Source organism: Curtobacterium sp. BRD11 (assembly GCF_031844345.1).
In the GTDB taxonomy this organism is placed as follows: Bacteria; Actinomycetota; Actinomycetes; order Actinomycetales; family Microbacteriaceae; genus Curtobacterium.
On record NZ_JAUZUZ010000006.1, the window covers coordinates 110,390 to 131,205 of the forward strand.

At 70.1% G+C, this 20,816-nt stretch carries 16 protein-coding genes; 7 read left to right on the forward strand and 9 right to left on the reverse strand.

The window, feature by feature from the left end; genetic code table 11:
* The first annotated feature begins 18 nt into the window (after window positions 1–18).
* Window positions 19–984: a hypothetical protein gene (locus Q9R28_RS13760; RefSeq protein ID WP_311206365.1), complete on the forward strand. Its 966-nt coding sequence runs from the start codon at window positions 19–21 to the stop codon at window positions 982–984.
* Between the two features lie 120 nt (window positions 985–1,104).
* Here Q9R28_RS13760 and Q9R28_RS13765 read toward each other — a convergent pair whose 3' ends face one another.
* From Q9R28_RS13765 to Q9R28_RS13790, 6 genes are all read right to left on the reverse strand, one after another.
* Window positions 1,105–1,701 carry a DUF3592 domain-containing protein gene (locus tag Q9R28_RS13765; RefSeq protein WP_311206366.1) on the reverse strand — a complete coding sequence of 199 codons (597 nt, stop codon included), beginning with the start codon at window positions 1,699–1,701 and terminating at the stop codon, window positions 1,105–1,107.
* Window positions 1,602–2,105 (reverse strand): hypothetical protein, encoded by a 504-nt coding sequence (locus tag Q9R28_RS13770; RefSeq protein ID WP_311206367.1) that lies wholly within the window; start codon window positions 2,103–2,105, stop codon window positions 1,602–1,604. Before Q9R28_RS13770 ends, Q9R28_RS13765 begins: the two co-directional genes overlap by 100 nt.
* Before the next feature lie 23 nt (window positions 2,106–2,128).
* Window positions 2,129–2,803, reverse strand: coding sequence for a hypothetical protein (locus tag Q9R28_RS13775; protein WP_311206368.1), 675 nt, complete (start codon window positions 2,801–2,803; stop codon window positions 2,129–2,131).
* A gap of 160 nt (window positions 2,804–2,963) precedes the next feature.
* Window positions 2,964–3,434, reverse strand: coding sequence for a hypothetical protein (locus Q9R28_RS13780; protein ID WP_311206369.1), 471 nt, complete (start codon window positions 3,432–3,434; stop codon window positions 2,964–2,966).
* Between the two features lie 428 nt (window positions 3,435–3,862).
* Complete coding sequence (locus tag Q9R28_RS13785) at window positions 3,863–9,283, reverse strand: DUF6531 domain-containing protein (RefSeq protein WP_311206370.1); 5,421 nt, start codon at window positions 9,281–9,283, stop codon at window positions 3,863–3,865.
* Window positions 9,284–9,460: 177 nt separating this feature from the next.
* Window positions 9,461–9,742: a hypothetical protein gene (locus Q9R28_RS13790; RefSeq protein ID WP_058740961.1), complete on the reverse strand. Its 282-nt coding sequence runs from the start codon at window positions 9,740–9,742 to the stop codon at window positions 9,461–9,463.
* Window positions 9,743–9,993: 251 nt separating this feature from the next.
* Between Q9R28_RS13790 and Q9R28_RS13795 the strand changes: the two genes are divergently transcribed.
* The 6 genes from Q9R28_RS13795 (at window position 9,994) to pstB (ending at window position 17,727) form a co-directional block, all read left to right on the forward strand.
* Window positions 9,994–12,159 carry an RNA degradosome polyphosphate kinase gene (locus tag Q9R28_RS13795; protein ID WP_066656733.1) on the forward strand — a complete coding sequence of 722 codons (2,166 nt, stop codon included), beginning with the start codon at window positions 9,994–9,996 and terminating at the stop codon, window positions 12,157–12,159.
* On the forward strand, window positions 12,156–13,103 hold the full coding sequence (locus Q9R28_RS13800; protein WP_066656734.1) for an NUDIX domain-containing protein: 948 nt from the start codon (window positions 12,156–12,158) through the stop codon (window positions 13,101–13,103). Before Q9R28_RS13795 ends, Q9R28_RS13800 begins: the two co-directional genes overlap by 4 nt.
* A gap of 409 nt (window positions 13,104–13,512) precedes the next feature.
* Window positions 13,513–14,619 carry a phosphate ABC transporter substrate-binding protein PstS gene (locus Q9R28_RS13805; protein ID WP_251155256.1) on the forward strand — a complete coding sequence of 369 codons (1,107 nt, stop codon included), beginning with the start codon at window positions 13,513–13,515 and terminating at the stop codon, window positions 14,617–14,619.
* Between the two features lie 177 nt (window positions 14,620–14,796).
* Window positions 14,797–15,747: a phosphate ABC transporter permease subunit PstC gene (gene pstC, locus Q9R28_RS13810; protein WP_066656736.1), complete on the forward strand. Its 951-nt coding sequence runs from the start codon at window positions 14,797–14,799 to the stop codon at window positions 15,745–15,747.
* 13 nt (window positions 15,748–15,760) lie between these two features.
* Window positions 15,761–16,846, forward strand: coding sequence for a phosphate ABC transporter permease PstA (pstA, locus tag Q9R28_RS13815; RefSeq protein ID WP_209685394.1), 1,086 nt, complete (start codon window positions 15,761–15,763; stop codon window positions 16,844–16,846).
* Window positions 16,847–16,947: 101 nt separating this feature from the next.
* Window positions 16,948–17,727, forward strand: coding sequence for a phosphate ABC transporter ATP-binding protein PstB (gene pstB / locus Q9R28_RS13820; RefSeq protein WP_066656740.1), 780 nt, complete (start codon window positions 16,948–16,950; stop codon window positions 17,725–17,727).
* Window positions 17,728–17,880: 153 nt separating this feature from the next.
* On the opposite strand, the gene Q9R28_RS13825 is transcribed toward pstB, so the two are convergent.
* The 3 genes from Q9R28_RS13825 to Q9R28_RS13835 form a co-directional block, all read right to left on the reverse strand.
* Window positions 17,881–18,798 (reverse strand): anti-sigma factor domain-containing protein, encoded by a 918-nt coding sequence (locus tag Q9R28_RS13825; protein ID WP_209685392.1) that lies wholly within the window; start codon window positions 18,796–18,798, stop codon window positions 17,881–17,883.
* Window positions 18,795–19,394 (reverse strand): sigma-70 family RNA polymerase sigma factor, encoded by a 600-nt coding sequence (locus Q9R28_RS13830; RefSeq protein ID WP_066656745.1) that lies wholly within the window; start codon window positions 19,392–19,394, stop codon window positions 18,795–18,797. Before Q9R28_RS13830 ends, Q9R28_RS13825 begins: the two co-directional genes overlap by 4 nt.
* Window positions 19,395–20,153: 759 nt before the next feature.
* Window positions 20,154–20,783 (reverse strand): DNA-directed RNA polymerase subunit beta, encoded by a 630-nt coding sequence (locus Q9R28_RS13835; RefSeq protein WP_066658739.1) that lies wholly within the window; start codon window positions 20,781–20,783, stop codon window positions 20,154–20,156.
* Window positions 20,784–20,816: the final 33 nt, after the last annotated feature.

Here is a 20,816-nt window from a genome sequence, read left to right on the forward strand (position 1 = left end):
GCACGAGGGGGACGACACATGTGGATCACGATCACGTCCGTGGGGATCGCGATGGTGGCGGCATTCGTCATCACGAGATCCGTGACGGCGGTGACCAAGCACAGCGACCGACGCCGGCGCGAGCGTGGGGAGCCGCTGCCGAACGAGGGCGGTGCGCTCGTCACCGTGCGCCTGCGGACCTTCCAGTGGGTGCTCATCCGCGTGGTCGCCATCATCTTCCTCGTGGTCGGAGCCCTGCTGGCGCTCGGCGCCGCCACGACGATCTCGACCGGTGTCGAACCCAGCCTCGTCGTCATGGCGATCGTCCTCCTGCTGGCCGGCATCGGAGGCATCGTGCTCTCCCGCTCGATGCGCCGGACCCGGGTGCTCGCCATGGAGGACCACCTGCTGGTCCGCCAGGGCCTCCACCAGGAGCGCCGCGTCGACCTCGGCGAGATCGCTGCGATGCTGCCGATCGCGAACCAGTACGGCGGTCTGCAGGCACGTGACGCGACCGGGAAGCGCCTCTTCTCCGTCATGGGCCTGGCCCGCGGGTACGCGGAGCTCGAGGCGTACCTGCAGGAGCGCGTCGTCCGTCCCCGTGCAGTGGCCCCCGCAGCGCTCGGACCGGACGGCGTCTCGATCCCGTCCTGGCGGGGTGCCGCGTGCAGCGCCGACTGGACCACCGTCCCACTCGGCCCCGGCGGTCGCCCACGCCCGGTCATCCGACTGTTCGTCGGCGGCGACGTCGTCGTGCTGCACCCCGCCGAGGTCCGGGCCCTCATCGACGGCCGGACGGCGGTCGCCGAGTCCGACTCGCAGCCCCTCGCGTTCCTCGCCAGCCCTGCGCTCGTCGCCCCGACCTCGCTCGGGGGTCGGCAGCTGGCCGGTCTGCCGCCGGAGAGCCTCGCACTCCTGTACGACGCGCAGGACGCACCGGCAGTCGTCCTCCGTGACAGCGATGCCATCACGTTCCGCGCGTGGGTGAGCGGGCTCCCGCGCTGACCGTCGGACGCTGATCACCGCAGCCCGGCCTGGAGGCGCGGTGCAGCCCGTCCTCGCGACCCGCCCCGCGGGGTCAGTCGCCTTGCTCCGTCGCCTGCTGCTCCGGTGACGGTCGCGCGGTCACTCGGTCGGGGTGCGTGGCGGGAACGATCCAGCGCGGTGGGCTGACGCGACACCGGCGGCCAGACGGCGAGCGCGCCGTCGAGCGGCGAGCACCTGTCGCCTGGCTCTCGCCCACCGCCGCGTGTGCCTGGTGCGGATCTTCCGGATGATGCCCTCGACCGTCTGCACCGCGAGGAGCGGTGCCCCCACGGCCAGCAGCGGCAGTGCGGTGAACGCGTAGCTGCGACCGTCGTCGACGTTCCGGGCGAACATCCCGTGCAGCTCCTCGGACCGGACGCCGGCGGTCGTCGGATCGTCCGGGTCGACCATGATCGGCAGGCGCTGTCCGACCCGGTAGAAGTCTGGATCGCTCGACACCGTGTACTCGTCGAGCGTCGTCTCGTACTCCACGCCCTCGTACCGTTGCCGCGTCACGGGCGTGTACTCGGTGTGCCCACGTCCCTTGTAGCCCGTGTAGTGCACACGCTCGACGTGCACGACCTCGCCGGTGACGATCACACCGGTCCGCCGGAGAGCGTCGTCGTACCGCAGCGCCTCGTCACCCTCGCCGTGCAGGATCGCCCCCAGCGCGGCGGCGCAGAACGACCCGTGCACAGCATGAACGGGCCGAGCTCACGCAGCCACTCCCCACCCGCTGTGCGCAGCCCGCGGCCCACCGTCTCCTTGCGCCGCCTCGCCCCGACGTCCGGGAACAGCACCCGAGCGAGGAGCGCACCGGCAAGCACCGCGGGCAGCCACCCGTACTGCAGCGGCCCCCAGCCCGACACGTGGTCCACGAGGACACCGAGCACGACGAAGCTCCCGAGGAACAGCACCGTCGGTACGAGGCAACCCGCTGCGCCGACGCGCACGAGCGCCGCACCGTAGCCGAGTCCGAGGACGGTGACGACGGCGAACGCCCAGCCCGGGACGCCGAAGTGCCCGAGCTCGATGAGCCCGCTGCTGGTCACTGCCACCGCCGCGAGGAGCGCATGGAAGACCCGGCGTGCAGGAGCCACCCCTCCTCAGCCTCCGCCGGGGGTCAGCAGTCGGCGCTGGTGACCGAGAAGTCGATCGTGCGGTCCGTGCCGTCGAAGACGTACGAGTAGCGCATCACGATCGCCTTCGACAGCAGGTCGCGCGACTCCTTCTTCTGGCAGACGTTCGACACGACCGACGACTTGAGGTCCGCCGCGGTCAGGCTCGCCGGATCGACCGAGGAGTCGATCGTGTAGGCGTACTCGAGCTGCGCGCCGTCGGCCGTCACGCCGTCCCACCGCGTGACCTCGTCGAGTTCGAGCGGGAACGTGTAGTTCTCGTTGACCTGCTTCGCCGCTTCGGTCGCGAGCGCCGACGGCGACGGCTCGGCGTTGGCGTTGAAGAGCGCGCGGACGCCCACGGAGGCACCGACAGCGGCGAGGACGGACACGACCGGGATGAGGATGCGGAGCGCGACGCTCTTCCCCTTCTTCTCCGGGGTCGGCGGCTGCCAAGCGGGGACACCCGCGCCGGTACCGGCGTAGGGCTGCTGCTGGTACCCGGGCGTCTGCTGGTCCGGCTGCCCGAAGCCGGGTGCCTGCTGCTGGTTCGGCTGCCAGTCGCCGGGCGCCTGCTGGTTCGGCTGCTGGCTCGGCTGCTGGAACCCGGGCGTTTGCTGGTCCGGCTGCACGTTGTTCGGCTGCCAGTCGCCGGGCTGCCCGTTGTTCGGCGTCGTCATGATGGTCCTTCGCGGTCAGCACTCGCGCGCCGGACGTCCCCGAAGTTCCGTGCTCCGGCCGCCCCGCGGCCGGTAGTACACGCCCCCTCGAGCGCCGGCGCCGCCTGTGCGCGGTACTCGATCTCGGGCGCCGGCAGGGCCAGCACCTGCATCCAACGTATCAGGTGGGGATGGCTCCGATCCGGCTCCCGCCCCCGACACGGTCAACCGCGGCAGCATCGCCGCATCGGGTCGCTTCGCGTACGAAGACGGCCTGTCGCACGCGGTGGAGCAGATCCCTCAGCTCGTAGGAACCGCGACCGACCGTGAAGCACCACCTTCCACCAGCGTCGGGACGTCGGGTCGTCTGCTCGATGTTGGCGCCCGTCACGCCCCAGCGGAGCGCGAGCGGCCCGCAGTCCTCCGTCTTGATGGCGATCCCCAGCGTCGAGGCTCCGACGCCTCGCGACGAATACGAGGAGTCGGTGCTCGACTCCGCCGACGAGACCGAGCAGACAATCTTGATCTGATGCCCAGCGTCGTAGCTCTTCAGCGTGATCGGTCCGACGTAAAGGAACAGGGCCGGGACGACCAGGAACACCACGAGCAGCAGCGCGGCGACGACGCGCCCGCGCAACACGCGCCTGTCCATTGTTCTCAGCCTTCCTCGAGCGGCGGCTCAGGGGCAGCCATCGCCCGCGCCGCAGATGCACCGGTTCTCCTCGGTAGTCACTCGGCGTCATCCCGTGAAGGTTCGCAGCCAATCACGCCATCGCGACTGCGAAGTCAATCGATACAGACGGTCAAGAGATTCCTTGTACCTGGTTGTCGCCTCGACATCCGGTTTTCCTGTGGCATCGGTCAACACAACGCCGAGTGGGCCTCCAGCCCCAGCCGAAACGGACTCGTGTATTGCCCGGATCAGCGCGACCCGTTCAACCCCTTCGTCGCTCCTGAGCGCCGCCGCCTGTTGCTCGTACCAGCGAGCGGCCTGTTCATGGTGCGCCCCGCGTAGGTAACCGCTGACCTCTGCGCAAAGCCGGGACGCTTCCTCGTAGTTCGTACTCATCGGTCCTCCGATCACGGCACCAGCGACCAGTATCCCTTCACGTCCGTGGCAGCGTAGCCGCCGGGCACGTACGTCTGATTCGTGCCACCCCGCCAGTAGTCGCCATCAGCGCCAGTCTGTGGAGCAGTCAAACCCTTGTAAGCAGGCATCTTCTTCGTGAACTCTGCAGCGAAACCAGCGTTCTGAATCGAATCCTGACCGCTACTCGCCCACCTGTATGGAAGCGCCTTGTCTTCGCGCACCTGGCTGACGCTTTTGGGCATGTCCGTGGACCAGAAATTACCCGAATGGAACCCGTTCACATCTCCTGAACGGAACATCGTCGTTCCTTCCTTCACGTAAGTCGACCGGTACAGTCCCCCGGCGAAGGTCGACGCATCCGCGCGCGAGAGCCACTTCGGTCGGTACGCAGTGGAACCGCCACTCAAGGCTCCGATTGTGGCCTGCGTCGCGGTGGCCTGAACAAAGCCGTTGACGGTGTGGGGCCCGGGCGAGGTCGCGTAGTTGAGCGCTCCCGTACCACCGCCTTCCACCATGCCGCTTGCCGCCCCAGTCGCGGCACGGGCCGCGAGTCCCGTTCCCATCTTCGTGGCGAGTGCGGCACCCGTTCCCGCTCCGAGCGCCCCCGTTGCGGTCCCGATGAGAGCGTCCTTCCCGACGGTGCCCCAATCGACTTGCCCAGTTGTGGCTTTCTGCGAAGCCACCGAGATCCCGCCGCTCATCAGTCCGCCTGCCAGTGCCATCGCCGCAATCCCGGCAGGGCCTCCGATCCCCGTTGCCATGAGCGCAATTCCGCCCACGATGGCGACTCCGGCGGCGATGTACTCCCAGTTGTCCCCGACCCAGTTCGCAGCCCGCGACAGGAAGCTCTGGTTCGCATCCCGGTACGCCGCCAGGTCCTCATCCGTCGCCGGTCGAAGCCCCAGGGGGTCGATCGCGTGCATCGGGTCGTTCCCGGCGTACGAGTACGGGTTCCCCGACCACGCTGCGCCGAGTACGGGCGCCAACGGGTCCGTCGACAGGAAGCCCCGCGCCGCCGGGTCGTAGACGCGCGCCCCGAGCCACTCCAGCCCCGCGATCGACAGCCCGCCGTCAGCGGTGAGCGAGACGCCAGTGGGCAGCGCCGTTCCCTCGACCGATGCGAGCACCGCCCATGGGTCCGAAGCATCCGTCGAACGGGCGCTCCGCCAGCCGGCGGTGGCCCAGGCGTCCCCCAGCGCGACCGCGCCGCCCGGCAGGTCGAGCACGCTCTCCCCGCCGATCGACACCATCGCGGGCAGCGGCGCAGCAGAGTCCCACCACACCTCGGCGCCGCCGACCTCAGCGAGCTCGCCGAGCACGTCGGTCCACATCTGGAACCGGCCGGTCTCGCCGTACGAGCGATCGCGCGACACGACGGCGGTCAGGGAGCCCAGGTCGGACCACGCGTACTCGGCGGTCGACCCGTCGGCGTTGGTGCGACGTACCCGTCGACCGAGTCCGTCGTACAGGTACTCCGTCCGCTCCCCGCCCCGGACGGACGCGACGAGTTGCCCGGCCGCGTCGTACTCGAACGTCGTCTCGACTCCGTCGACGACCTCGCGGAGCAGCCGCCCGCCGTCGCCGTACTCCCACTCGGAACCTCCGGACCGGACGAGTTGCCCGGCCTCGTCGTACGCGTACTCGACGCGTCCGTCCGCTCCGTCGATCGCGGTGATGCGCCCCTGGTCGTCGTGCTCGATGCGCGTGACCGTCGCGCCCTCGGGCGTCGTCGTCGTGTGTGCGACCAGGGCGCCGCGCTCGTAGGACCACGACTGGACGACGTCGCCGGTCGACGCCTGGACGATCCGCCCGGCTGCGTCGTAGGCGAAGGTCGCCGCGGCGAGCCCCTGTCGCTCGACGACGACGGCGCGACCCAATGCATCACAGCGCCACTCGGTTCGCCTACCCGTCGGGTCGATCCGTGCGACCCGGTTGCCGTCGGCGTCGTACTCCCACCGCACGGAACGCCCGCCGCGGCTCCGTCGGACGAGGAGCCCGCGGCGGTCGTACTCGAGCTCGTGGTCGACCGTCCGACCCGCTCCACGGGTGTGGTCGGTGACGACGACAGTGCGGTCGACGGCGTCGCGTCTGGTCTCGCTCACCAGCTGACCGTCGACCAGGACCTTCGTCGAGCGGCCGGCGGCGTCGAAGGTCCAGCTGGTGGTCCGCCCCTCTGGGGCGATCTGCTCCACCTGGCGACCGGCGGCGTCGTACCGAGCCGTCGTCTTGCGACCGAGCGGGTCGACGACCGCGACCACGCGGTCCGCTCCGTCGTACCGGGGCCGCGTGACACCGCCGGCGGGGTCCGTGACCTCGATCAGCCGGCCCCGCTCGTCGTAGGCGAAGCGGGTGGTGCCCCCGAGCCCGTCGACGGCCTCGACCAGCTGCCCTGCAGCGTCGTAGCGGAATCGTCGCTGCCCGAAGCGTGCGTCGTGGCTGGAGACGAGCCTCCCGGCCCGGTCGTAGCGGTACCGGCTCGTACCGGACCCCGCCGTCGTCTGCGCAACCACGCGGCCGACCGCGTCGTAGGTGGTCTCCTCTACCTCGCCGGTGGGCAACGTGCGGGCGACGACGCGGGAGTCCGCGTCGTACGTGAGCGTCGTCCGCGCTCCTGTGGCGTCCACCGCTGCGGACGGGCGCCCGCAGGCGTCGTACTCGTAGGTCGAGCGGGCGCCGGACGGACTGACGATCGCCGTCACCCGCCCGCCCAGGTCGCGCTCGATGCGCGTCAGGCCGCCTTCGCCGTCGACGAGTTCGACGGGCCGACCAGCTGCGTCGTACGTCACCAGCTCGGAACCGGTCTCGTCACTCGTCTGCTCGACGGGTCGCCCGAACTCATCGAAGCGGACAGTGGTCGCGGAGAACGCATCACGCAGGGTCGCGACGCCGGTTGCGACGTCCCGTGCGACCTCCTGCCGGACGCCGGTCGGGTCGACGGTCGCGGCGAGGCCGCCGTTGACGTCGTACTCGCGCCGCCACGTCGCGCCCGTCGGGTCGGTGACGGCCTGGAGGCGCGACAACCCGTCGTGCGCGAACGTCCAGACCGCGTCACCCGGCAGGGCGAGCGCGGCGACGTTCCCCTGGTCGTCGAACGTCCGCGTGACCCGCCGACCCAGGGGGTCGACGGTGGTCGCCAGCTCGCCGCTCGCCGCGTACTCGAAGGTGGTGCGGGCACCGAGTGGATCGGTGATCGATGCGACGCGCCCACCGGCCGTGTGCTCGTACCGCCAGACCGCTCCGTCGGCGTCGCGGCGCTCGACGAGGAGCCCCGCGGCGTCCCAGCGGTACTCGGTCCGGGCGCCGGACGGGCTGACCGCGGCGACCGGACGACCGGCCGCGTCACGCTCGATCCAGGCGGTGTCCCCGACCGCGTTCGTGGTCGCCACCAGCTCGCCGAACTCGTCGTGCGCGAGGTCGAGGACGACCCCGGTCGGGTCGACCACGTGGGTGAGGACCCCGTCCGTCCACGTGAGCTCGGTGCGGCCGCCGACCGGATCGACGATGACGGACGGGTCACGGTCGTCGCCGCGGTACTCGTAGGACACGACCGCACCGGCCTCGGTGACGACGGTGGTCACCCGGTCCTGGTCGTCGTAGCCGTAGGTGACGTCACCGCCGGAGGGGGTCACCGTCCGGGTCTTCCGACCGCGGTCGTCGTAGGCGTGCACGGTGACGGAGCCGTCGCGTTCGGTCGCCGACACCAGGTTGCCGTGTCGGTCGTAGCTCATCGACTGTCGCCGGTCGTCGGAGTCGATGACCCCGACGAGCCGGCCCTTGGCATCGGCGATGTAGGAGTTCGCGCGCGAGCCGTCGTGGTCGGACACGACCGTGACGCGGCCGGGCAGGTAGGCGAAGCGCACCGCTCGGCCGTGCGGACTGACCTGTTCGACCACACGGCGCTGGTCGTCGTAGGTGTTGTCGACCTCGACGACCCCGGCAGCCGATGTCACGGTGACGACGAGGTCGTCGTCGTTCCACCCGTAGCGGCGGGTACCGACGGGGTCGGTCACACTGACGAGTCGCCCGCGGTCGTCGTACCCGTACTCGACCCGCCGACCGTCGGAGGCCCGGAGGACCGCGACGCGTCCGTCGACGTGCTCGATCTCGACCCAGCGGCCGCGTTCGTGCTCGAGACGGACGACGAGGTCGTCGGCGTCGCGGACGACCCGGACCGCCGTCCCGACTCCGCCGCGCTGCCCGGTCCAGAGACCGGACGGGGTGAAGTCGATCCGGACCCCGGCGTTGTCGCGCACGACGAGCAGGTCGCCCTCGGCGGCGAGCCAGCGGTTCTCGCCGACCCCGCGGTCCCAGCCCTCGCCGGAACGCGGGAAGCGGATCTGACGGCCGTCGGCGCCGACGAACGTCGCACCCTCGTCGTCGAGGAGAACGCGCGTCTCGAGGATCGAGGACCAGCCCGGGCCAAAGATCCCGACGTGCTCGTCGAGCGAGTTGTACATGCGGGTGACCTCGAGCGAGGCCGAGGCGCCGGTGAACCCGAGGTCGAGCTCCGGTTCGAGGAAGTTGCCGGTCGAGGTGTTGACCGGGTCCATCGAGAACCCCGTCGTGGGCTGCGCACCGTACGCCGACGGCGGTTCGAACTGCAGGTCCTGGCGGGTCTCGGAGACCCCGGCGGCTGCGAGCGCCGCGGCGAGCGCGGAGTCCGCGACCGTCGAGACGTTGCCCTCGCCGCCGGCCGCGGTGAAGGCATCCGCGATGGTGGTGGCCCACTTCGCGTCCTGGGCGTTTGCGCCGAGCCACTGCTCGAAGGCGGTGACGACGCTGTCAGCGTCGATGTCGCCCCACGAGCACTTGGCGGCGAATTCGGTGAGCTTCCCCCGCAGTGCGGCGGGTCGTCCCTCGAGGGCACTGTCCAGCGACACCGAACCGGTCGCGAAGGAGCGGAGGTCGCTCGGTCGCGCCGACGACGTCCCGCCGCCTCCGCCCCCACCGGAACCCGGGTTCGGCGTCTCACGAGGCCGCGCGCGCACGTCCGGTTGCTCGAAGGTCGGCGGCGCGTCGTTCTTGATGTCCGGCATCGGGTCGTAGTGGAAGGTGTCGTTCCAGAGGTCCTGGAAGCCGTTCCGCTCGTCCTCGCGCTCCTGCCACTCGCGAGCGCGCCTGCGGTTGTCCCGCTCCTTCGCCGCGGCTTCCTTCATCTGGCCGACCCAACCGGCGACCTTCTCCAGCGCCGTCGCGATCCGGTCGGCGTCCGAGTCGGCCACGTCGGCGTTCGACGAGAACAGCTGGGCGAAGCGGCCACGGAACTCCTGCGACGCGGTGGAGACGTAGGAGCGACGTGAGCCGCGCTGGCCGTTGATCGCCCCCGCCGCCGACTTCATCGCGCTCTGCAGCGCATCGGCCGTCGCATCGTCGAACTCGATCGGATCCATGTTGGCGTGGATCTGGGCCATGGTCGTTCCCCCCGGAGCTGGTGCTGGACGTACTGGTCGTGCTGGTCGAACCGGTCGCGCCGGCTCTGCTGGGCCTTCTGGTCGTGCCCGTCGTGCTCGACGTGCCGTGGTGCGGTCGGCCCCCCGACCGCGAACGCCCGGCCCACCGAGACGGCGGACCGGGCGTGGGGTGGGTGCTTACGCGCCGCCACCCGCGGTGAAGATGTCCTGCGAGATCTTGTCGAGCTGCGTGCGGAGCTGCTCGAGCTCGGTCTTCGCCTTGTCGAGGGCAGCCTTGGTCTCGGGCCAGGTCGACCCACGGAACGTCGAGGCGAGCGGGCCGTCCCACACGTTCGAGTCGGACAGGATGCGCCCCTGGGCGTCGAGCTGCGAGATCTGGTCCGTGAAGCCGCCGTTCACGATGGACTGGATCTGTCGGATGGCGGACTTCGCCTGCTCGGTGGAAAGGACACGCGACATGGTCAACCTCATTCTCTTCGTACCTGCACCCCCGCGCAGTGGAATCCCCCCGGAGGCCTGAACGCCGCCCACCATACCCGCGAAGCCCGGCAATGTCACCGTCCGTATATCGTGACGTTTCCTCCCCACTTCGAGGGGTACGACCGGCGCGACAGGCAGACGCCCCTGCACAGGCCGGTCGTTCACGCTCGGTTTCCACAGCGGCCACCTGTGCTCCTCCGGGCAGCGGGGGCGGGTGGCAGGATGTCGGCATGGACACCGAACCGCAGCTCGACGGCGAATCCGTCGCTCCCGACCTCGACGACTTCGACGAGGTCGTCGAGATCGAGCACGAGTCGCTGCCCTCGGACCGCTACTTCGACCGCGAGCTGAGCTGGCTCCGCTTCAACCAGCGCGTGCTCGAGCTGGGTGAGGACCGCACGCAGCCACTCCTCGAGCGCGCCAACTTCCTGGCGATCTTCGCGTCCAACCTCGACGAGTTCTTCATGGTGCGCGTCGCGGGCCTCAAGCGTCGCATCGACACCGGGATCGCGGTCCCGACCAACGTCGGGCGAGCACCGAGCGACGTGCTGCGCGACATCGCGGCGAAGGCGCACGAGCTCCAGGACCGGCACGCCGCCGCCTTCATCGAGTCGTTGAAGCCCGACCTCGACGCCGCGGGCATCCACGTCGAGCACTGGTCCGACCTCGACGAGGCCGACCGGCTGCGCATGCGTGAGTACTTCAACGAGCGGATCTTCCCGGTGCTCATGCCGCTCGCGGTCGACCCGGCGCACCCCTTCCCCTACATCTCCGGGCTGTCGCTGAACCTCGCCGTCCGGGTCCGCAACCCCAAGTCCCAGCGGCAGGAGTTCGCGCGCCTCAAGGTGCCGCAGAACTTCTCCCGCTTCATCGCACTGCCCGACGACGGGTCCGGGCGCATGCGCTTCATCCCGCTCGAGGACCTCATCGCGAACCACCTCGACGACCTGTTCCCGGGGATGGAGGTCCTCGAGCACCACGTCTTCCGCGTCACCCGCAACGAGGACGTCGAGATCGAGGAGGACGAGGCCGAGAACCTCATCCAGGCGCTCGAGCGCGAGCTGCTCCGTCGCCGCTTCGGTCCGCCGATCCGCCTCGAGATCACCGAGGACATGGACCCGGTGACCCTCGACCTGCTCGTGCGCGAGCTCGACATCACCGAGCAGGAGGTCTTCCGGCTGCCGTCGCCGCTCGACCTCGGTGGGTTGTTCGAGATCGCGAAGATCGCCCGCCCGGACCTCCACTACCCGCGCCACGTCCCGACGACGCCGGTGCAGTTCCAGCCGGGTGAGCCGAACACGAAGCCCGACCTGTTCCGCGCCATCGCCTCGCGCGACGTCCTCGTGCACCACCCGTACGAGTCCTTCGCGACGAGCGTGCAGGCGTTCCTCGAGCAGGCGGCTGCTGACCCGAACGTCCTGGCGATCAAGCAGACGCTCTACCGCACGTCCGGCGACAGCCCGATCGTCGAGGCCCTGATCGACGCTGCCGCCGCGGGCAAGCAGGTCCTGGCCCTGGTCGAGATCAAGGCGCGGTTCGACGAGCAGAACAACATCACGTGGGCGCGCAAGCTGGAAAAGGCCGGTGTGCACGTCGTCTACGGACTGGTCGGACTGAAGACGCACTCCAAGCTCGTGCTCGTCATCCGGCAGGAGGGTGGCACGCTCAAGCACTACAGCCACATCGGTACCGGCAACTACAACCCGAAGACGTCCCGCATCTACGAGGACATGGGGCTGTTCACCGCGGACGACACGGTGGGCAAGGACCTCACCCGCCTGTTCAACGAGCTGTCGGGCTACGCGATCGAGAAGAAGTTCAAGCGCCTGCTCGTCGCACCGCTGCACCTGCGCAAGGGGCTGGTGAAGCGGATCCAGACCGAAGCCGCGAACGCCCGCGCCGGCAAGCCGTCCGGCATCCGGATCAAGGTCAACTCGATGGTCGACGAGCAGATCATCGACGCCCTCTACCTGGCGAGCCAGGCCGGTGTGCCCGTCGACGTGTGGGTGCGCGGCATCTGCTCGCTGAAGCCGGGCATCGAAGGCGTCAGCGAGACGATCCGCGTCCGGAGCGTCGTCGGCCGGTACCTCGAGCACTCGCGGGCCTTCACGTTCCACAACGACGGCGACCCGCTGGTGTTCATCGGCTCGGCGGACATGATGCACCGCAACCTCGACCGTCGCGTCGAGGCTCTGGTCCGGCTCACCGACCCGGCACACGTGGCCGAGGTCGAGGAGATGTTCGACCTGGCGATGGCGGAGACGACGAGCTCGTGGCACCTCGAGTCCGACGGCGAGTGGACGCGCCGCTCCACCGACCCGGACGGCCGCCCGCTCGACGACGTGCAGAATGTGCTCATGCGGAAGATCTCGGCCCGGAAGCGTTCGGCTCGGTGAGCGGCGGCCCCACGGGGCCCGTCGTCGCGGCGGGCGCGGTCGTCTGGCGTGAACGGGACGGAGTACCGCTGGTGCTCCTCGTCCACCGGGACCACCACCAGGACGTCTCCCTGCCGAAGGGCAAGGTCGACCCCGGCGAGAGCATCCCGACGACCGCCGTCCGGGAGATCGACGAGGAGACCGGCTACCGCGTGCACCTCGGGGCGCCGCTCGGCACGGCGGAGTACGTGCTCCCGAGCGGTCGCGACAAGGTCGTGCACTACTGGGCCGCCCGCGTCGGCTCGAAGGAGTACGACCGCGCGGGCAAGTTCCGTCCGAACGACGAGGTCGCCGCGATCGAGTGGGTGACCGTCGACCAGGCACGGGCACGGCTCACGTACGAGCGCGACGTGGCGATCCTCGACCGGTTCGCCGACCGCGTCGCGGCCGGTGAGCACCGGACCTTCGCGCTGATCGCCCTCCGGCACGCGAAGACCGTGCCCGGTTCGGACTGGGACGGCCCCGACGCCACCCGCCCGCTGCTGCCGGTCGGACGGTCCCAGGCCAAGGCCGTCGCAGCACCCGTCGCGGCGTTCGGTCCGAAGAAGATCGTCAGCAGCACGGCGGCGCGGTGCCTCGCGACCGTCGAGCCGCTCTCCGCGCGCACGAAGGTCGGTGTCTCCAGCACGACGGACATCAGCCAGGACGCCCACGACCGCGGCGCCGCCGACGTCAAGGGCGTCGTGCAGAAGCGGATCGCGAAGGCCAAGTCCGCGGTGCTCTGCTCCCACGGTCCGGTGCTGCCGGACATCATCGCCCGCATCGCCTCCGCGACCGCGGACGACCGTCGTCGCTTCGACCTGCGCCGCGCCGCGATGCTCTCGGTGGGGGACTTCGCCGTGCTCCACATCGCGGGCGAGAAGCTCGTCGCCGTCGAGACGCACCGCAACACCGTCCCGGCCTGAGTCGACCGGGGCGGAGACGACCGTCCGCTCGGTGAACACCAGGCCGAGAACCGAGGCGGTGGTGAGCCGCGCCTCCAGGCCGGGCTCCGCGACGGTCGTGAGCCGCGCCTCCGGACAGTCCACGACGAAGACCCTTCGGACCAGCGCTCGGCGCGGCGATCCGACCCGCGCCGCCGCCGCGTGAACCGATGCACCTGCATGGGGCTCACCCACGCACGGTGACCCGATCCTGCACCCACCACGGCTCGGTCGTCCGGCACCCGAGCCGGGACAACCCCTCGTTCACCTCCCGTTCACCGAGGAGCGTCATCCCCGTCACCTCGCGTCCCTACAGTCGCTCCCGGGTCAGCACCGGCCCGAGGGACCAGCAGCGGTCCCGCCTGCACTGACATTCCCGAAGGGACCCCTGTTGAACATCAAGCGAATCGGTTCGATCGCAGCGATCGCGATCGCCGGCGCCGTCGTGCTGTCCTCCTGCGCGGCGAACGAGAGCGGCAGCGGCGACGCCGCAGCGCCGACCTCGAGCTCGGGCACCGACTACTCGAAGCTCTCGGGCACGCTGACCGGCTCCGGCTCGTCGGCGCAGCAGACCGCTGAGGCCACCTGGGCTGCGAACTTCCAGAACGTCGCCTCCGGCGTGACGGTCAACTACTCGCCGGACGGCTCCGGCGCCGGTCGCAAGAACTTCATCTCGGGTGCCGCGGACTTCGCCGGCTCCGACGCTGCACTGAAGGACGAGGAGCTCTCGGGCTCGTTCGACCTGTGCACGGACAAGGCCATCGACATCCCGGTCTACATCTCCCCGATCGCCATCGCCTACAAGGTGGACGGCGTCTCCGACCTGACGCTCGACGCGAAGACCATCGCGGGCATCTTCTCGGGCAAGATCACCAAGTGGAACGCCTCGGAGATCGCCGACCTGAACAAGGGCGTCGACCTGCCGGACTCGAACATCACCGTGATCCACCGCTCGGACGACTCGGGCACCACGCAGAACTTCTCCGAGTACGTCTCGGCGAACGCGTCGGACGTCTGGACCGAAGAGCCCAGCCAGACCTTCCCCTACCAGGTCGGCGACTCGGCCAAGGGCACCTCGGGCGTCGCCTCGGCGATGGCCAGCGCCTCGAACGCCATCACCTACATCGACGACTCGGGCGCCGGTGACCTCGACAAGGCGAAGCTCATGGTCGGCGACAAGGCCACCGAGATCTCGGCCGAGGGTGCTGCCAAGGTCGTCGCGGACTCCGAGACGGTCTCGGGCCGTGAGGAGAACGACCTCGCGATCGACATCAACCGCAAGGACACCGCCGAGGGTGCGTGGCCGCTGGTCCTCGTCTCCTACGCGATCGCCTGCCAGGAGTACAAGGACGCCGACAAGGGTGCGCTCGTGAAGGGCTACCTCGACTACGTCGTCACGCAGGACGCGCAGGAGGCCGCCGCGAAGGAGGCAAAGTCGGCCGCCCTCTCCTCCGACCTGTCGGAGAAGGCCGCGAAGGCCGTCGCCTCCATCAAGTAAGGCCCGCTGAGCACCCGGACGCCGGTCCCACCCACCCTGACCGGCGTCCGGGTTCTCGCCCGTCCGGCCCGGACGCAGCACCAGCACCACCGGGTACGCCCGGCCTCACCAGCACCACCCCGTCGCCTCCCCCGGCCGCTCCTCCACGAGCCCGGCCTCCCCTCCGACAGGAGTCCCATGACGACCGCACCGGCCCAGCCAGGGGCCACCGTCTCCCCCGCCAAGCCGAAGGCCGTCGTCCGCGTCGGCGACCGGGTGTTCTCGACCGCCTCGGTGGTCGCCGGCAGCCTGATCCTCTTCGTGCTCGTGCTCGTCGCCGCCTTCCTGGTGTGGCAGAGCCTCCCGGCCTTCTCGGCGAAGGTCGGTGAGCTGCCGAACAACGCCTCGAACTTCTGGGTCTACGTCGGTCCGCTCGTCTTCGGCACCGTCTACTCGGCACTCATCGCGCTCGTGATCGCCGTCCCGCTCTCCCTCGGCATCGCGCTCTTCATCTCGCACTACGCACCGCGCCGCATCGCGCCGGTGCTCGGGTACGTCATCGACCTGCTGGCCGCGGTGCCGTCGGTCGTCTACGGCCTCTGGGGCATCGTGGTCCTCGCGCCGCTCCTCAAGCCGTTCTACGGCTTCCTCAACGAGTACCTCGGCTGGTTCCCGCTGTTCTCCGGCCAGGTGTCCGGTACCGGCCGCACGATCCTGACCGCGTCGATCGTCCTCGCGGTGATGGCGATCCCGATCATGACCGCGGTCATGCGCGAGATCTTCCTGCAGGCGCCGACCCTCAACGAGGAGGCCGCGCTCGCCCTCGGCGCCACGCGCTGGGAGATGATCCGCCTGTCCGTCCTGCCGTTCGCGAAGTCCGGCATCGTGTCGGCGATCATGCTCGGCCTCGGTCGTGCGCTCGGCGAGACGATGGCGATCGCCCTCGTGCTGTCGGTCTCGACGAACGTCACCTTCCAGATGCTGACGTCGCTCAACCCCTCGACGATCGCGGCGAACATCGCCCTGCAGTTCGCCGAGGCGTCGGGCACGGCCCTGAACGCACTGGTCGCGTCGGGCCTGATCCTCTTCGTCATCACCCTGGTCATCAACATGCTGGCGCGCTACATCGTGCGCAAGCGGGTCTCCTGAGAGGTCACGCCCGATGTCCCTCGCCCTCCGTCAGACCGGCGCCGCCGGCAACGTCTACGCCAACGGCAAGCTGCACAAGTCCGTGCCGTGGCTCCTCCTCGTCGGCTCCTGGGTCGCCCTGGTCGCGGTCTTCGCCCTGCTGAACGCAGGCGGTGCGGTGAAGGACTTCAACGTCGTCGCCGCCCTGTTCCTCGGCACCGTCCTGTTCGACGTGCTCATCGTCGTCGTCTCGCGCATCGTCGAGGGCGGGCGCAAGGCGGTCGACCGGCTGATCACCTCGCTGGTGGTCACGGCCTTCGTCATCGCGGTGCTGCCGCTGGTGTCGCTGCTCTGGACGGTCCTGGCCGACGGCCTCGCCCGCTTCGACGCCCAGTACTTCAACTCGTCGATGCGCGGTGTCATCTCCGAGGGCGGCGGCGCACTGCATGCCCTCGTCGGGACGCTCGAGATCACGCTGTTCGCCGCGCTCATCTCCGTGCCGATCGGCCTGCTCACCTCGATCTACCTGGTCGAGTACGGCAAGGGCGCCCTCGCGAAGGGCATCACCTTCTTCGTCGACGTCATGACGGGCATCCCGTCGATCGTCGCCGGTCTCTTCGCCTACTCGCTGTTCGCGCTGTTCCTCGGCCCCGGTGCCCGCTTCGGTCTCGTCGGCTCGATCGCCCTGAGCGTGCTGATGATCCCCGTGGTCGTCCGCTCCACCGAGGAGGTCCTGAAGATCGTCCCGATGGAGCTCCGCGAAGCGTCCTACGCACTCGGCGTGCCGAAGTACCTGACGATCCTCAAGGTGGTGCTGCCGACGAGCCTCGCCGGCATCACCACGGGCGTCATGCTGTCGATCGCGCGCGTCATCGGCGAGACCGCGCCGCTGCTCGTGACGGCCGGCTTCACCGCGAGCATGAACTACGACCTGTTCAAGGACCCGATGATGACGCTGCCGGTGTTCGCGTACACGCAGTACTCGCAGCAGGGCGCCAACCCGGTGCCGTTCGTCGACCGGGCCTGGACCGCGGCACTCGTGCTCATCCTCATCGTCATGGTGCTCAACCTGCTCGCCCGCTTCATCACCCGACTCTTCGCCCCCAAGCTCCCCCGCTAGCACCGAGCGCCCGCGCTCCGGCCGACAGCATCGGCCAGCACGGCCCGCCCGCGCACCGCGTCAGCGGAGCGGCAACGACCACCCACCCCGGAGGAAACCACGTGTCCAAGCGCATCGAGGTCGACGGCCTCAACGTCTACTACTCGAAGTTCAAGGCCGTCGAGGGCGTCGACATGACGATCGAGCCCCGCACCGTCACCGCCTTCATCGGCCCGTCGGGCTGCGGCAAGTCCACCTTCCTCCGCACGCTGAACCGCATGCACGAGGTCATCCCCGGCGCGTACGTCGAGGGCTCCGTCAAGATCGACGGCGACGACCTCTACGGCCAGGGCGTCGACCCCGTGCTCGTCCGCCGGCAGGTCGGCATGGTGTTCCAGCGTCCGAACCCGTTCCCCACGATGTCGATCCGCGACAACGTGCTCGCCGGCGTGAAGCTCAACAACAAGCGCGTCTCGAAGTCCGAGGCCGACGACGTCGTCGAGCGCTCGCTGCAGGGCGCGAACCTGTGGAACGAGGTCAAGGACCGCCTCGAGAAGCCCGGCATGGGCCTGTCCGGTGGGCAGCAGCAGCGGCTCTGCATCGCCCGGGCGATCGCCGTGCAGCCGGACGTCCTGCTCATGGACGAGCCCTGCTCGGCGCTCGACCCGATCTCGACCCTCGCCATCGAGGACCTGATCGAGGAGCTCAAGAAGGACTTCACGATCGTGATCGTCACGCACAACATGCAGCAGGCGTCGCGCGTCAGCGACAAGACCGCGTTCTTCAACATCGCGGGGACCGGTGCGCCTGGCAAGCTCATCGAGTTCGACGACACCGCGACGATCTTCTCGAACCCGTCGGTGCAGGCGACCGAGGACTACGTCTCGGGTCGCTTCGGGTGATCGGCACCCGGTCCGTCTCCTGACGGTCGGCCTGGAGGCCCGGTGCACGTCCGCCACGGACCGCACCGGGCCTCCGTCGTGCACTCCGCTGCCCCGCACGGACGAACGGCGGGCAGCGGATGATCCGCCGCCCGCCGTTCGTCCCTGCGGGTGCTACGCCTGGGTCGTGGGGACGGCCATGAGCGGCGTCGAGGTCGGCTGGTCGGAGCCGCCCTCCGGCTCGACCGTCATGCCGATCGCCGCACCCGGCGTGAGCTTGCCGTCGAGGACCGCCGTGTGCACGCCGTTGCGGGCGCCGTCGACCAGACCGGCGGGGACGATCTCGCCACCCTCGGAGCCGATGTACCAGAGCTCGTACGTCTTGCCCTGCGGCGCCTGCTCGACGCCGTCGAGGATCACCGCGGACTTGCCCACGTCGTGCGACCAGACCACGGTCGCGGAGCCCCCACCGGGGACCTTCGCGGTCGTGCGCTGGAAGTCGGACGCGGCGTAGATCGAGTCGAGCGTGCCGGAGGCCTGCGTGGTCCCGGGGCTGGTCCCCTCGGTCTGGCCGAAGTTCGTGCCGACACCGAGCCCGACACCGAGGAACACCACGGCGACGGCGGCTGCGGCGGACAGGGCGGCTGCCGGACGCTGGAACCAGCGGCGGCGGGCCTTCGCGGATGCCGCACCGTCGGCGTACCCGGCGGCGTCAGCCGCTCCGAGACCGATGACGTTCCCGGTCTCGGCGACCGGCGCCGGGGCGGGAGCTGCTCCGACGACGGGCGCGGGGGACGCGGCGGAGGCGAGCGGAGCCTCCAGGCCGGCGACCGGCGCCGTGCGGTCCGTCGGCGCGGCCTGCGGGGTCCGTGCGATCTGTGCCATCAGCGACGCCTTGAGCGACGCCGGAGGGTCGATCGGTTCGACGGCGTACGCGAGCTGCAGCGCGGTCTCGCGGAGCGAGTCCGTCTCGGCCTGCAGTTCCGGCGACGTCGTCAGAGCGTGCTCGAGGAGCGCGCGCTCGTCGTCCGACAGGGCGTCCAGGGCGTGCGACCCGGTGAGCAGGGCAGGGTCGTCGTGGCGTTCGGTCATGACGTCACCCCCATCTCGTCTCGGAGTCGGATCATCCCGTCACGGAGACGGGTCTTGACGGTGCCGATCGGGACACCGAGCCGTTCGGCCATCTCGCTGTGCGAGTAGCCGCCGTAGTACGCGAGCTGCACCGCCTGGCGTTGGAACTCGGTGAGCTTGGCGAGCGCGCGGCTGACGCGTTCGTGCTCGATCCGGATCTCGACCGACTCGGAGACCTGGTCGAAACCGGACTCCAGGTCGCGGATGCCGATCTTGGTGTCCCGGTCGTGCGACGCCTGCGATGCCCGGACCCGGTCGACCGCTCGTCGGTGGGCCATGGTGAGGACCCAGCTGGCGGCGGTGCCGCGCGAACGGTCGAAGCGGGTGGCCTGCTGCCACACCTCGAGGAAGACCTCCTGCGTGACCTCCTCGGACTGGGCGCGGTCCTTCAGGAGTCGCGTCACCAGACCGAGCACACGACCCGACAGGGCGTCGTAGAGGTCGGAGAAGGCTGCCTGGTCGCCGGAGGCGACGCGGGCGAGCAGATCGTCAGGCGACACGGGGGTGGGCTCGGTGGAGCTCCAGGCCTCGGTGTCGTGTTCCACGAGCGCAAGCATTGCAGGTTTCCCCCCTCTCGGTGGCATCGGTTCCGACATGTGCAATCACTTCGCAGGTCGGGTTCGGGTGGTTCGGATCCTCGCGGCGGTGGAGTCTGGGCGAGGGCCGCACGACCCGCAGGGAATTGACCGGCGGGTACCGGACCGGGTCGAGCGGGCCCTCGCTGTGACGTCCGCGAGGAGCGTCACACCAACTGTTCGGCACCGTCGCCCGAGCGGATTGGGCGACGTGCCCGTCCCGGGTGCAGGAACTGTGTTCGGCTCGTGTCTGCTGGTCGCCTGCTGCGCGTCCGCCCGCCCGGTGTGCAGGGTGCGGATGTGCGGTTGTGCGCTTGGGACGTCTGCGAGGCCGTGCGTACTGCGGCTGCGCGCGCTGCGGCTGCGTGTGTCCGTGACGCGCCCGACCGCGCAACGTGTCCACCGAGAGTGAACACGGCCACGTGCACAGGACGTGTCTCGTAGAATCGATCTCGCCGGGCCGCAGCAAGCCCCGGGCTCCAAAATTCGCCGCTTCGAGCGGCCTCGCGCCGAGAGGCGCTTCTGCGGCCCGGTCTTCGCATGTCCGGGGGCGGTCGGGTCAGGCCGTCCACCGTCGCAGGCCCTGCTCGTCGCCGTCCGCCGTCGCGGTCTGTCGCTGCGCCCCGCCCTCGCCCGGACGTCGCCCCGTGTGCTCATGCGTGTGACGTCCGAGCGGGGGCGCGATCCGGCGTGGGCGGTAGCCGGTCTGGAGGCGCGGCGTCGATCCGCCCCGCCCCTCGCTCAGTCCAGGCTGTCGCGACGCCAGAGCGCCGCCGCCTCGGTCAGGTCGGCCGCGAGCTCCGTCAAGCGCAGCGCCCGACGCGTCAGCTCGCTCGCGCGGTCCCCCGCGGTCAGGTCGGCGTCGTCCGCCACCGAGGTCGCGCCCGCCGCGGTCAGCCGGCAGAACGCCGCGCCGCGGTCGAGCGCCACCGCGAGGTCCCCCGTGTAGAGGCCGTGCAGGATGTGGTCCGCCAGGGTCAGGATCTCCGCAGGACCCGTCGGCTGCTCGGCACCCGCGACGGCCTCGTCGATCGTGCCGATCCGCTCCGTGCCCCGCTCGAAGAAGTACGCGATCTCCTCCGGGTTCTGCCGGATGACGACCCGCACCAGGTAGATGCGCCACAGGGCCCCCGGGAGCGTGTGCGCGCCCACGCGGGCCCACAGCTCGGCGATCGCATCGATGCCGTGCACGTCCGTGTACGTCACGAGACGCTCGACCACCGCCGGGTCCGGGTCCTGCCGCACGCGGTGGAGCAGCGCGTTCGCCGTCTCGTGCGCGACACGGTTCACCAGTGCCGGGTCCTCGCCGCCCTGGATCGCGGCGAACTCCTGGTCGGTGAAGTGGACGGGACGGTGGTGATCGCGAGGCACCCGGCGAGTGTAGGCGCGGCCGCCGACGCCCAC